The sequence below is a fragment of the Streptomyces sp. ASQP_92 genome (assembly GCF_025399895.1).
GTDB lineage: Bacteria > Actinomycetota > Actinomycetes > Streptomycetales > Streptomycetaceae > Streptomyces.
Genome location: NZ_JAODUA010000022.1, coordinates 1 through 12,335 on the forward strand (window position 1 = coordinate 1; position 12,335 = coordinate 12,335).

Below are 12,335 nucleotides of genomic sequence, written 5' to 3' on the forward strand. Positions count from 1 at the left end.
ACCTCCCGGGCGTACCTGGTCCAGAAGCTCGGTGACCTGCGGCATGAAGCCCATGTCGGCCATCTGGTCCGCCTCGTCCAGAACGGTGATCTCCACCTGGTCCAGACGGCAGTCACGACGCTCGATCAGGTCCTTGAGCCGGCCCGGCGTCGCCACCACGACCTCGGCCCCGGAGCGCAGCGCACCGGCCTGCCGCCCGATCGACATCCCACCGACCACGGTCGCCATCCGCAGCCGCAGCGCACGGGCATACGGAGTCAGCGCATCGGTGACCTGCTGCGCCAGCTCACGCGTCGGCACCAGAATCAGCGCGAGGGGCTGCTTGGAGTCGGCGCGCCGGCCCGCGATCCGGGTCAGCATCGCCAGGCCGAAGGCCAGGGTCTTGCCTGAACCCGTACGCCCGCGGCCCAGAACGTCCCGGCCCGCCAGCGAGTTCGGCAGCGTGGCGCCCTGGATCGGGAACGGCTCGTTCATGCCCATGCTCGCGAGGAGCTCAAGCACCGCGGCGGGCAGGGCGAGGTCGCCGAAGCTCTCGACGGCGGGCAGCGGCGGGGTGACGGTCACGGGGAGGGCAAACTCGCCCTGCGGCGCGGCGGGCCTGCGGCCACCGCCGGAGCGGTTCGGGCCCTGGGGCCGGAAGCGGGCGCCGCGGTCGGCTCCGGGCCTGCGGGCGGCGGAGTAGCGGTCGTTCGTGCGAGCTGAACGGTTCAAGGAGAACCTTCCTCGATATGGCACGTATCGAGGGACGCCCGGCGAAAGTGAACAGCCGGGGCATCGCAAGAACGAGCCGGAAACAGAAGTCGAATTCCGATCCGGCCGCACGGGGGCGCGGAGATTCCCCCGCCCGATGTCGGAATGCCAGGCAGCCGCCGCCTCGAAGGACGGACGGGCCGGATCGTGACAGCGGGCTGATGCCGCCCGGCCGTGGCCGTGGCGGTTCGTCCGCTGGTGGCGGGAGCCCGGGCGGCGCCCAGGATCCCGCGGGCCGTGAAAATGCCGTCACGGTGTGACGGCGGGCCCGGTGGGACAGCAACGGGCTGGGGCCCGCACCCCAAGGTGCGAGCCCCAGCCGCGTGCAGAAAACGCCTCAGCGTCAGGCAGGCGTGATGTTCTCGGCCTGCGGGCCCTTCTGGCCCTGCGTGACGTCGAAGTTCACCTTCTGGCCTTCCTGAAGCTCACGGAAGCCCTGGGTGGCGATGTTCGAGTAGTGGGCGAACACGTCCGGGCCGCCACCCTCCTGCTCAATGAAGCCGAAGCCCTTTTCCGCGTTGAACCACTTCACGGTGCCAGTAGCCATGTCATATCTCCTTCGGGGCAATGCCCGGGGGTCCGCACTGTGCTGACCCCGTCGTTACTGTGATGATTGCCCCGTCCGGAATGCACCGGAAATACAAAAGCGCCCGACGGCATAAAACCATCAAGGCACTTGAAGTCTTTGGGAACCACAACTGCAACTGACAACAACAGTAGCACGGATCCCACTGGGTGGCACGGGAAATCCTCCTAATGTGCGCGTGTCCTCAGTACCTCTGCGGGCTTTACGTGAATTTCTGCCCCGGCGACACCACATATTCTTCCGCGTCCGCTCCGGCCGTCTTCAGCGGGGCGTCCGCGCTGGCCAGTTATCGGTCCCCGGGCTTGATCTTCGGGCGAGTCCGCGAAGACTGGGGCGGTGCGCGGTGCTGCCCGCGCGCCTTCTGACCTGCCCTCGGAGAAATGCGAGCCGTCATGACCACCACTGTCCTGATCACCGGAGCCACCTCGGGCATCGGTGCCGCCTTCACGCACCGGTTCGCGGGGTTCGGGTGCGCCCTGGTCCTGGTCGCCCGGGACGAGGAACGGCTGCGGACCATGGCGGAGGAGCTGCGGTCCCGGTACGGGGTGGACGTCGAGACGCTCTCCGCCGACCTGGTCGACCGTGACGAGTGCCGCCTGGTCGAGGAGCGGCTGGCCTCCGTCGCGGCGCCCGTGGACGTGCTGGTCAACAACGCGGGCTCCGGCCTTCCCGCGCCCTTCCCGCACAGCCCCGTCGACGACGAGGAGCGCATGCTCGATCTGCTGGTGCGGGCGCCGCTGCGGCTCACCCACGCGGTCGTGCCGGGGATGACCGCCCGCAAGCGGGGCGTCGTGCTCAACGTGTCGTCGGTGGCGGGCCTTTTGCCGACGGGCACTTACGGCGCCGCCAAGGCGTGGCTGACCGCGTTCAGCGAGTCCCTGCGGGTCGACCTCGCTCCGCACGGGGTGCGCGTGCTCGCGGTGGTGCCCGGGTTCACGCGGACGGAGTTCCAGCAGCGGGCCGGCATGGATCTCAGTTCGCTGCCCGAGTGGGCGTGGCTGGACGCCGAGAAGGTGGTGGAGCAGGCCCTGAAGGATCTGCGGCGCCGGCGTCCGGTGAGCATCACGGGCCTCCAGTACAAGACGTACGCCTTCGCGCTGCGCCATGTGCCGCGTACGGTCGCGGCGCGGATGGCCCGCTCCCGTACGGGCGCCAAGTGAGGGGCGGCCGCGCCCGCGGTTGGTAGCGTCGCCGCGTGGTTCTTGAGCGCGGTCCTGACGGCAGTGGCGTTCCTCCCTCGGCCCGGGCGGTGAGGGCGCTGCGGGTGGGGTCGGCGGTGCTGGTGCTCGGGGTGGTCGTGCCCGTGTGTCTGGCGGCGGGGCCCTGGGCCGGTGCCGCCTGGCGGCCCGCAGCCGCCCTCGTACTCGCCGTGGCGCAGGCCGTGGTGCTGGGGTGGGCGGTGCGCGGGCCCGGCGCGGTGCTCGGGGCGAGCGCGCTGCTCGGGGCCGCGATGTGGCTGCTCCTTCCGGCGCTGAGCCTGACCGGGGCGCTGTTGGGGGCGCAGCTCGCGCTGTGCGTCCTGTCGGCGCTGCGGCCGGTGCGGGTCTCGCGGTACGGGCTGCTCGGGATGCTGGCGCTCGGCCCGCTCGCCTATGTAGGCGCGGGCACGCTCTCGCTGGTCACCCATGTGCTGGCGGTGACGCTTGCCTGGACGGCGGGGCAGTGGCGCCGGGCGCAGCAGCAGCGGCTGGCCGCCGAGACGCGGCGGGCGGTGGCCGAGGAGCGGGCCAGGATCGCCCGCGAGGTGCATGACGTGGTGGCCCACACGGTGTCGGTGATGGTGATCCAGGCGAGCGCCGCCGAGGACGTGTTCGACGCCGATCCGGAGCAGGCCAGACATGCCCTGCGCGCCATCGACGACGCGGGACGCTCCGCGCTCGGCGAGCTGCGGGTGCTGCTGAGGGCGGAGGGAGGCCGGGAGGGCGACGACGGGCGCCGCCCGCCACGCGGGTTTGATGATCTGGCCGAGCTGGCCGCCAACGCCCGGGCGGCCGGGCTCGCCGTCGAGCTCGACATCCAGGGCAACGCGCCCGCGCCCCCGGCCGCCGTGGCGCTCGCGGCGTACCGCATCGTCCAGGAGGCCCTGACCAACACGCTGCGGCACGCGGGGGCGAGCCGGGTGCGGGTTTCGGTGTGCCGGGACGAGGAGGCCGTGCGCATCGAGGTGAGCGACAACGGCCGCTTTGGCGGCCGGAGTTGGCGGGGTGGCGGGTCGGGGCGGGGCCTGGCGGGGATGAGGGAGCGGGCGGCGCTGCTCGGCGGCACCCTCGACGCGGGCCCCGGCCCCGACGGGGGATTCCGGGTGCGCGCGGTGCTGCCGATAAGGTGCGCGTCGTGACGATCCGGGTGGTGGTGGCCGACGACCAGGCGCTGGTGCGCGGCGGTTTCCGCCTCATCATCGACGCCCGGGACGATCTCGAAGTGGTCGGGGAGGCCTCCGACGGGCGGCACGCGGTGCGCCTGGTCGGGGAGTTGAGGCCGGACGTCGTCCTGATGGACGTGCGGATGCCCGTGATGGACGGCATCGAGGCGACGCGGGCCATCGTCGCCTCGGGCAGTGGGGCCCGGGTCCTCGTCGTCACCACCTTCGACCTCGACGAGCACGTCCTGTCGGCGCTGCGGGCGGGGGCCAGCGGCTTTCTGCTCAAGGACATCCGGCCCGCCGAGCTCGCCGAGGCGGTGCGGGTCGTGGCGCGCGGTGACGCGCTGCTCGCCCCCACCGTCACCCGGCGCATGCTGGACCGTTTCGCGCACACCACCGACCCGCCGGCGCCGGCCGCCCTGGCCGGTCTTTCGCCGCGCGAACGGGAGGTGCTCACCCTGATCGGGCAGGCGCTGTCCAACTCCGAGATCGCCCGGCAGCTGCATCTGTCGGAGGCCACGGTGAAGACCCATGTGTCGGCGGTGCTGCGGAAGTTGGGGCTGCGCGACCGGGTGCACGCGGTGGTCGCCGCGTACGACCACGGCCTGGTGGAACCGCGCCGGGGCTGAGGCGTCCGCTCATCCCGCGGGATGAGTCGTGGGCCCACTCGTCCCACGGTCGCGGTGCGAGGCGCTACGAGGGGTGGATCCCGGCGCGGCGCACAGTGCCTACCGTCGGTTCCATGACGCACACGCTCTACGGCCGGATGTATCTCGCGGCCTACGACACCGACGCCGGGGCCCTGTACGACCGGACCCGGGCCGGCTTTCTGCTGCGCGCGGCGGTCCTCTCCGAACTGGCCTTCCTCGGCCGCGTCGCCGACGCCGGGGGCGAGGTGGCGGTCGTCAGCGGCGAGCCCATCGGCGACTCCGTGCTCGATCTCGTGCTGTCCTCTCTCGGGGCGCACCGGCGCACCTGGAAGGCGTGGGTGCGCGCCGATCGCGAGGAGACCCTGGTCGCCGTCGAGGACCGGCTCGCCGCCGTGGGCCTGGTCGCCGTGGCGGAACGCCATGCCTTCGCACGGGGCGCCCGGCGCGAGGTGACGGCCCTCGATCCGGAGGGCGTGCGGGCCCTTCAGGCGGGGCTCACCGCGCTGGTGCGAGGGGGCGGGCCGGTCGATCCGTACGACGCGGTGGTGGTGGCGCTGGCCTCGGCGGGCCGGGCCCGGCACCTCGTGTCGCGCGCCGACGCGCGGGCCCACAAGGACCGTCTCGACGAACTGACCGGACGGCTCGACGTGCTCGCGCCCGCTCTCGGCGCGGCCGTCCGGGGGCTCGGGACCACGCTGGTGGCGGCCCAGGGTGGGATGGGCGGCGGCTGAGATGCGGTGGCTCGCGGCGGCGCTCGTCTGCGCCCTGATCCCCCTGGCCCCGGCGGTCGCGTCCCCTTCCCCGGTGGTCACCGGGGCGGTGCGCGGCTCCGTGTCGATCCCGGCCCCCGTGGTGCGCACGAGCGCCGGGGCGGTCCGCGGCTCCGTACACGAGGGCTACCGCCTCTTCCAGGGCATCCCGTACGCCGCCCCGCCCGTCGGCGCGCTGCGCTGGACGCCGCCGCGCCCGGCCGCGCCCTGGAGCGGGGTGCGCGACGCGACCCGGCCGGGCCCGGCGTGCGCCCAGGCGGCCGGCGAGGTGCCGGGCGGCAGCACCAGCGAGGACTGCCTGTATCTGAACGTCACCGCGCCCCTGGACGCGACCGCGCGCCGGCCCCGGCCGGTGATCGTGTGGTTGCACGGGGGCGGCTTCACGAGTGGCGCCGCAAGCTCCTACGACGCACACCGGATGGCGGTCGGCGGCGATGTGGTCGTGGTGAGCGTCAACTACCGTCTGGGCGCGCTCGGTTTCCTCGCCCGGGCGGGGCTGCCCGGCTCGGGCACCTTCGGCCTGGCCGACCAGCAGGCCGCGCTGCGCTACGTACGGGACACCATCGGGGCGTTCGGCGGTGACCCGCGCAACGTGACGCTCGCCGGGCAGTCCGCCGGGAGCTACGCCGTCTGCGCACAGCTCGCCTCGCCCTCGGCGGCCGGGCTCTTCCAGCGGGCGATCATGCAGAGCGGCCCCTGCACGGGCGGTCCGGCGCGCCCGTTCGCCCCCTACGCGGTGGCCCCTGCGGTCGCGCGCACCGCCGGGTCCGAGCTCGCCGCCACGGTGGGCTGCGCCGGGGCGGCGGATGTGCTCGGCTGTCTGCGCCGGGTGCCGGTCTCCCGGCTCCTCGCGGCGCAGGGCGCGGACGCCCATCCCTCGTACGGCACCGCGCTGCTGCCGCGCGATCCCGCCGAGGCGGTCGCCTCCGGCCGGATGGCGCGGGTACCGATGCTGATCGGCGCCAATCACGACGAGGGCACCATCTGGGCGGCCGGTCTCATGGCGGCGGGCATCTCCGTCACTCCCGCCAACTGGCGTGCGGTGGCAGGTGGGTTCGTGCCCGATCCGGCGCGGGCCGACGAGGTCGTGAGGTCCTATCCCGTGCACGGCACGGACGGCGGGCCGGTGTTCGGGGCGGTCATCGGGGACGCGGACTACGCCTGTCCCGCGCTGCGCACCGGATCACTGCTCGCCGCGCACCGGACCGTATGGCGCTACGAGTTCGCGGACCCGGCGCCACCGCGCCCGACGCCCGCTCCCCCGCCCTTCGCGCTGGGCGCGACGCACACCACCGAGCTGCCCTATCTCTTCGATCTGGGCGGCCGGGCACGGGATATGACGGAGGGTCAGCACCGGCTGGCCGACACCATGATCGGGTACTGGACGCGGTTCGCGCGCTCCGGGGACCCCAACGGGGGCGGGGCGCCGCACTGGTCGCGCTCCGAGGTGCAGAGCCTGGCTCCGGGGCGTACGGGTCCGGTGCGGCCGGGCGGGGACCACCACTGCGCGCTGTGGGCGACGATGCCGTGAGCCGTGCCGCGGACGGCGGGGGAGCCGCCTCAGACGGCCGGGAAGCTGAAGGTGTACCCCTGCTGGGAGAGCCAGGGCAGCAGCTCCTTCAGGGCCTCGACCGTCTGGGCGCGGCCGCCGCCACCGTCGTGGAAGAGCACGATCGGGCCGTTCTTGAGCTGCTGCTTCACCGTGTTGACGATCGTCGCGGTGCCGGGCTGCTTCCAGTCCTTGGTGTCGACGTTCCAGCCGAGCGGGCGCATCCCGTGACCGGCCGCGAGGTGGCGGTTGTCGGGGGTGAAGGCGCCGCCGGGGGCGCGGAAGTACTGGACCTTGGCGCCGCCTCCGGCCGCGTCCTCGATCATCTTCTGGGCGTCGAGGACCTCGGCGCTCTGGTAGGCGACGGGCTTCTTGTTCATGGCCTCGTCGTGGCTGACCGTGTGGTCGCACAGCCGGTGACCGGCCGCGACGACCTGCTTGACCATCGCCGGGTTCGCCCTGGCCTGCGGGCCGATCATGCAGAAGGTCGCCTTGACGCCGTACTGCTTGAGGACGGCGAGGATCTTCGGTGTCCACACCGGGCTCGGGCCGTCGTCGATGGTGATGGACACGGACTTCCCGCCGCTCTCGGTGGCGTGGTCGATCGTCTCCGATATGCCGGTGCCGGCGGCGGGCGCGGCGGGTCCGGTGGAGTCGGCGGAACCGTCCGAGCCGTCCGGCGCGCTGTCGTCTCCGCCGGGCCCCGACGGCTCGGCCCCGCGCGGCTTGTTGTCGGACTTCCCGGTGGTGGAGGTGTGGGCGAGGGCGGGACCCGGACCGTCGGCGGAGGTGTCGCTGCCGAAGAGCACCGCGGCGGCGACGCCGCCCGTCAGGACCACGGCCGTAGCCGTGGCCATCGCGATGCGGCGTGTGTGGGCAGTCGGTCGCGCCATGGTTTCCCCATCCCCTCGGTACGTGCCGGATCGGCAGCGGAGCTTCACCGGTTGGCCACGATCGCACGATCGCGCTCGAATCCCGAAATGTGAATTCTCCGGCGGGGTATCGACGGAATGCACCCCTATTCCGACAACTTCCTTGCCAGTCAAGGGGGTTGCTGCGACCTGAGTGCTGCGAGTGGTTCAGTGCGGGCGCCGCGCGTCGGGACTTAGGTCCCTATCGCGCAGGCAAAGACCCCGCCAAGGGCCCTTACGGTTCCCGTTCCGAGCAGGGGATTCGCCGCGGGACGTTCGTCCCGGGCCCGGCCGGCGCCGCGGGAGAGCCTCGTCACTCCGCCGCGCCCGGCCCCCTCAGCGTCCGTGGGCGCCCCCCGGCCGGGCTCAGAACTCGTCCACGGTGTGCGGCAGTTGCTCGGTGCGCAGCGCCGCGTCCAGGACGGCGGCCGCGCCCGGGGTGCACTCGGTCACCAGGCCCGCGAGGACCAGGCGGCGGACCTCGGTGCCGCCGAGGTAGCAGGCGGCCAGGTCACGCACGTCGAAGACGAGGTCGGGGGCCGCCTCGGTCGGCTCGTAGGTGCAGCCGTGCTCGGTGGCGTCCAGGCGGAAGCGGCCGCTGTTGGCGGCGATGCGCTCGTCGCGCACCTCCAGCACGAGGAAGGCCTCGGCCGCCCAGGACCGGGCGGTGAGCGCCGCGCCGACGTCCACCAGGCGGATCCACAGCGCGGGGAACTCAGCGACGGCCCTGACCTGGTCCCGGTCGGTGGCGAACAGGAGCAGCGGGTCGTCCGGCGCCAGGCCCCAGGCGCGGACGGTGCCGGTGAGGTCGATGCCGGCCAGGTAGTTCCACAGGGCGGCCTCGCCGGCGGGGGTGTCCGCCACCAGCTCGGCGACCTGGACGGTGCCGGGCTTGGCGGGGTCGTCCTCGCGCCGGGTGCGGTAGAGGGCGTACCCGGCGAGCGGCTCGTCGGTGGCGCCGAGCCCGACGATGCGGGGCGGGCCGAGCTCCTCGTCGTCCTCGTCGGTCTCGGTCAGCCACTCGGCGCGCCAGCGTTCGGCGTCGCGCGCGATGCGCCCGGCACGGCGGGCGCGGGTCGCCTCGTAGTAGGGGCCGAGTTCGGCGGGGGCACCGGCGGGGTCGATCAGGCGCAGGGGGCGCGGGTCGGGGTCGACGCGCAGGGCGAGCGGGCGCGTCGAGTTGATCTCGACGGTGGTGCCGTAGGTGCCCGCGCCGAAGCCGAAGCGGCCGTAGATGGCGGCCTCGGTGGCCCACAGGGCGGCGATGGGGCGGCCGTGTTCGGCGCAGCGGCGGAAGACCTCGGCGATCATGCCGGAGAGCACGCCGCGCCGGCGGTGGGTGGGGGCGACGGAGACGAACGTGAGCCCGGGGCAAGGGAGTTCGGCGCCCGGCACGGAGAGGGTGAAGCGGTGGGCGACGAGAAAACCGACCAGCGCGTCGCCGTCGTACGCGCCCACCCGGTCGCAGCGCAGCACCATCGCGCGGTGGTACTCGCGCTTCTCCCGCTCGTCGGGCCGGTCGTGGAAGACGAGCCACCAGAGCTCCAGGGCGCGGTCGATGTCGGACTCGGGCACGTCGCGGAACTCCAGCTCGCTCATGCGGCGACCCTAACCCGGCCGAAACGGGCAGTCCCCCGCATATCGGCCGGTTCGGGGACGGAGCCCGTGGAGGGGGTGGTGCGACCGGGTGCGGGCGCCGGGGCGGGGCCGCGTGCGGTCAGGCGACCGAGCCCATGCGGCCCCTCGCCGAGTCCGCGGTGTCGTGGTGGATGGGCGTGTGGGCGCCGGTCAGGGCGATCCCGCTGCCGCCGCGCCGGCTGGCGACGATCTCCGCGGCGATCGACAGGGCGGTCTCCTCCGGCGTACGGGCACCGAGGTCGAGGCCGATCGGGGAGCGCAGCCGGTTGAGTTCGAGCTCGGTGACGCCCACGTCCCGCAGCCGCTTGTTGCGGTCCAGGTGGGTGCGGCGCGAGCCCATCGCGCCGACATAGGCGACCGGCAGCTTGAGCGCGGCCTGGAGGAGCGGGATGTCGAACTTGGCGTCGTGGGTCAGGACGCACAGCACCGTACGGGAGTCGGTGGTCGTGCGCTCCAGATAGGTGTGCGGCCACTCCACGACGATCTCGTCCGCCTCGGGGAAGCGGGCCCTGGTAGCGAAGACGGGACGGGCGTCGCACACGGTGACGTGGTAGTTCAGGAATTTGCCGACCCTGACCAGGGCGGCCGCGAAGTCGATGGCGCCGAAGACGATCATCCGGGGGGCCGGGACGCTCGACTCGACCAGGACGGTCAGCGGGCGGCCGCACAGACGGCCGTCGGCGCCGAGCGAGAGCGTGGCGGTGCGGCCGGCGTCCAGCAGGGCGGTGGCTTCGCCGGCCACGGCACGGTCCAGTTCGGGGTGGCCGCCGAGGGCGCCCTCGTACCGGCCGTCGGGGTGGACGAGCAGGGCGCGGCCCATGAGTTCGGCGGGGCCGTCGGTGACGCGGGCGACCGCGGCGGCCTCGCCGCGCGCGGCGGCGGCCAGCGCGGCGGCGAACACCGCACGGGCGGGCGCCTGGCGCCCGACCGGGGTGACGAGGATGTCGATGACGCCACCGCAGGTCAGGCCCACCGCGAAGGCGTCCTCGTCGCTGTAGCCGAAGCGTTCGAGGACGGTCTCGCCGTCGTCGAGCGCCTGTTGGCACAGCTCGTACACGGCGCCCTCCACACACCCTCCGGAGACCGAGCCGATCGCCGTGCCGTCGCTGTCGACGGCGAGGGCGGCACCCGGCTGCCGGGGCGCGCTGCCGCCGACCGCCACCACGGTGGCCACGGCGAACTCGCGTCCCTGCTCGACCCACCGGTTGAGCTCTTCGGCGATGTCCAGCATGTTCGGTCTCCTTACGGATGTGTGGAGGGCGTCGGCGGCACGGCCGCTACTTGACGCCGAGCCAGTTCTCGATCGGATGGAGGGCGAAGTAGATGGTGAAGACGGCCGACAGGGCCCACATGAACCCGCCGATCTCCCTCCACTTGCCCTGTGCTGCCTTGATCACCGTGTAGGCGACGACGCCCGCGCCGACACCGGCGGTGATGTTGTACGTGAAGGGCATCAGCACCACGGTGAGGAAGACCGGGATGGAGACCGCGCGGTCGCTCCAGTCCACGTGCTTGGCGGCGCTCATCATCATCGAGCCGATGACGACCAGGGCGGCGGAGGCGACCTGGGCGGGCACCAGCTGGGTGACCGGGGTGAAGAAGAGGCAGGCCAGGAAGAAGAGGCCGGTGACGACCGAGGAGAGGCCGGTACGGGCGCCCTCACCGGCGCCGGAGGCGGACTCGATGAACACGGTCTGGCCGGAGGCGCCGCTGACGCCGCCGATCGCGCCGCCCGCGCCGTCGATGAACAGCGCCTTGGACAGGCCCGGCATGCGGCCCTGCTCGTCGGCGAGCTTGGCCTCCTGGCCGACGCCGATGATGGTGGCCATCGCGTCGAAGAAGCCGGCCAGCACCAGGGTGAAGACGATCATGGTGACGCCGATGGCGCCGATCGCGCCCCAGCCGCCGAACTCGACGTGGCCGAAGAGACCGAAGTCGGGAGCGGAGACCGCGCTGCCGTCGAGGCCGGGGGCGCTGCCGCCCCAGTCCGCGTCGGTGAGGCCGGCGACCTTGGTGACCACGAAGGCCAGGACGCTGCCGGAGACGATGCCGATCAGGATCGCGCCGGGGACTCGGCGCGCCTGGAGGGCGAAGATCAGGAGCAGGGTGATCGCGAAGAAGAAGACGGGCCAGCCGACGAGCTGACCGGTGAGGCCGAGGGTGACCGGCGGGCCGTGCTCGGGGCCCTTGCCGACGAAGCCGGCCTTCACCAGGCCGAGCAGGGCGACGAACATGCCGATGCCCATGGTGATCGCGTGCTTGAGCGCCAGGGGGATGGCGTTCATGATCATCTCGCGGAGGCCGGTGACGACCAGCAGCATGATGACGACGCCGTACATGACGCACATGCCCATGGCCTGCGGCCAGGTCATGTTGGGGACCACCTGGGTGGTCAGGGCCGCGGAGACGTTCAGTCCGGCGGCGAGTGCGAGCGGCACCTTTCCGATGAAGCCCATCAGCAGGGTGCTGACCGCGGCCGCGAGTGCGGTGGCGGTCACCAGGCCCGCGTGGCCCAGCGTGTGCTTGTCGACGTCGGGCGTCGAGAGGATCAGCGGGTTGAGCAGGAGGATGTAACACATCGCCATGAAGGTGGTGATGCCGCCGCGCACTTCCTGCGCGGTCGTGGATCCTCGCTCGGATATGTGGAAGTACCGGTCGAGCCAAGACCTGCCGGCGGGGGGACGGGAGCCGGAGCCCGCGTCCTCGGCGGTGGTCTTCGGCTCCAGGGACTGCTGGGTCATGGTGCCTACTCCCAAGGTTCACAGGGGCACCCGCATAAGACTTGAATCACTCAGGTCGGACAAGCTGCGGGATTTGGGATGGTGCGTGGGCTGCACGACCCGGGGGACGGCCCGAGACGAACGGTGTCTGCTCCTGCCGGGGTACCGGACGCGGTACCGCAGTGCAGATGACTACGGGTGTTGCTGGTGTGACTCGGTCACGCTGGGTGGTGCGGGTACTGCTGGTACTGCGGGTTGCTGCGAGGACCGCGAGCGGTGCGGTACTGGTGTGCTCCGGGCGGTGCGGGCTTCGGAAGTGTGACGTTCCAGTGAGGCCCGCACCGCCCGGAGGGCTTGTGGGGAGGGGGCCCGGGGACGTGAGTCCCGCGGGAAAAATCT

General features: G+C 72.8%; 11 protein-coding genes. 5 read left to right on the forward strand and 6 right to left on the reverse strand.

Features of this window, described 5'->3' with window-relative positions; translation table 11 throughout:
* Both N4G70_RS31475 and N4G70_RS31480 read right to left on the reverse strand, forming a co-directional pair.
* The coding region (locus N4G70_RS31475; RefSeq protein WP_261716180.1) for a DEAD/DEAH box helicase at positions 1–711 on the reverse strand (711 nt) is incomplete at its 3' end.
* A 382-nt stretch (positions 712–1,093) separates the two neighbouring features.
* The gene (locus N4G70_RS31480; protein ID WP_035796868.1) at positions 1,094–1,297 is read right to left on the reverse strand and encodes a cold-shock protein; all 204 of its coding nucleotides are present in this window, start codon (positions 1,295–1,297) and stop codon (positions 1,094–1,096) included.
* Between the two features lie 431 nt (positions 1,298–1,728).
* On the opposite strand from N4G70_RS31480, the gene N4G70_RS31485 reads away from it, so the two are divergent.
* The 5 genes from N4G70_RS31485 to N4G70_RS31505 all read left to right on the forward strand — a co-directional run bounded on the left by N4G70_RS31485 (position 1,729) and on the right by N4G70_RS31505 (position 6,649).
* A complete protein-coding gene (locus N4G70_RS31485) occupies positions 1,729–2,496 on the forward strand; it encodes an SDR family oxidoreductase (protein WP_261716181.1) in 768 nt (255 codons plus the stop codon).
* Positions 2,497–2,531: 35 nt separating this feature from the next.
* The gene (locus N4G70_RS31490; protein ID WP_261716182.1) at positions 2,532–3,674 is read left to right on the forward strand and encodes a sensor histidine kinase; all 1,143 of its coding nucleotides are present in this window, start codon (positions 2,532–2,534) and stop codon (positions 3,672–3,674) included.
* Positions 3,671–4,327: a response regulator transcription factor gene (locus N4G70_RS31495; protein WP_261716183.1), complete on the forward strand. Its 657-nt coding sequence runs from the start codon at positions 3,671–3,673 to the stop codon at positions 4,325–4,327. The genes N4G70_RS31490 and N4G70_RS31495 overlap by 4 nt, the downstream gene beginning before the upstream one ends.
* Positions 4,328–4,440: 113 nt before the next feature.
* Entirely contained in the window at positions 4,441–5,079 is a 639-nt protein-coding gene (locus N4G70_RS31500; protein ID WP_261716184.1) for a GPP34 family phosphoprotein, read from the forward strand.
* A gap of 1 nt (position 5,080) precedes the next feature.
* Positions 5,081–6,649, forward strand: coding sequence for a carboxylesterase/lipase family protein (locus N4G70_RS31505; protein WP_261716185.1), 1,569 nt, complete (start codon positions 5,081–5,083; stop codon positions 6,647–6,649).
* A gap of 29 nt (positions 6,650–6,678) precedes the next feature.
* Here N4G70_RS31505 and N4G70_RS31510 read toward each other — a convergent pair whose 3' ends face one another.
* The 4 genes from N4G70_RS31510 to N4G70_RS31525 all read right to left on the reverse strand — a co-directional run bounded on the left by N4G70_RS31510 (position 6,679) and on the right by N4G70_RS31525 (position 11,957).
* On the reverse strand, positions 6,679–7,560 hold the full coding sequence (locus N4G70_RS31510) for a polysaccharide deacetylase family protein (protein WP_261716186.1): 882 nt from the start codon (positions 7,558–7,560) through the stop codon (positions 6,679–6,681).
* A gap of 384 nt (positions 7,561–7,944) precedes the next feature.
* Positions 7,945–9,177: a GNAT family N-acetyltransferase gene (locus N4G70_RS31515; RefSeq protein ID WP_261716187.1), complete on the reverse strand. Its 1,233-nt coding sequence runs from the start codon at positions 9,175–9,177 to the stop codon at positions 7,945–7,947.
* A 118-nt stretch (positions 9,178–9,295) separates the two neighbouring features.
* Positions 9,296–10,447: an XdhC family protein gene (locus N4G70_RS31520; RefSeq protein ID WP_261716188.1), complete on the reverse strand. Its 1,152-nt coding sequence runs from the start codon at positions 10,445–10,447 to the stop codon at positions 9,296–9,298.
* 46 nt (positions 10,448–10,493) lie between these two features.
* A complete protein-coding gene (locus N4G70_RS31525; RefSeq protein WP_261716189.1) occupies positions 10,494–11,957 on the reverse strand; it encodes an NCS2 family permease in 1,464 nt (487 codons plus the stop codon).
* Positions 11,958–12,335: the final 378 nt, after the last annotated feature.

Excerpts from the sequence above, each read along its gene's own strand:
- N4G70_RS31505 (WP_261716185.1), top strand. The coding sequence starts at position 5,081 with ATGCGGTGGCTCGCGGCGGCGCTCGTCTGCGCCCTGATCCCCCTGGCC.
- N4G70_RS31510 (WP_261716186.1), bottom strand. The coding sequence starts at position 7,560 with ATGGCGCGACCGACTGCCCACACACGCCGCATCGCGATGGCCACGGCT.
- N4G70_RS31500 (WP_261716184.1), top strand. The coding sequence starts at position 4,441 with ATGACGCACACGCTCTACGGCCGGATGTATCTCGCGGCCTACGACACC.
- N4G70_RS31485 (WP_261716181.1), top strand. The coding sequence starts at position 1,729 with ATGACCACCACTGTCCTGATCACCGGAGCCACCTCGGGCATCGGTGCC.
- N4G70_RS31525 (WP_261716189.1), bottom strand. The coding sequence starts at position 11,957 with ATGACCCAGCAGTCCCTGGAGCCGAAGACCACCGCCGAGGACGCGGGC.
- N4G70_RS31515 (WP_261716187.1), bottom strand. The coding sequence starts at position 9,177 with ATGAGCGAGCTGGAGTTCCGCGACGTGCCCGAGTCCGACATCGACCGC.
- N4G70_RS31520 (WP_261716188.1), bottom strand. The coding sequence starts at position 10,447 with ATGCTGGACATCGCCGAAGAGCTCAACCGGTGGGTCGAGCAGGGACGC.
- N4G70_RS31480 (WP_035796868.1), bottom strand. The coding sequence starts at position 1,297 with ATGGCTACTGGCACCGTGAAGTGGTTCAACGCGGAAAAGGGCTTCGGC.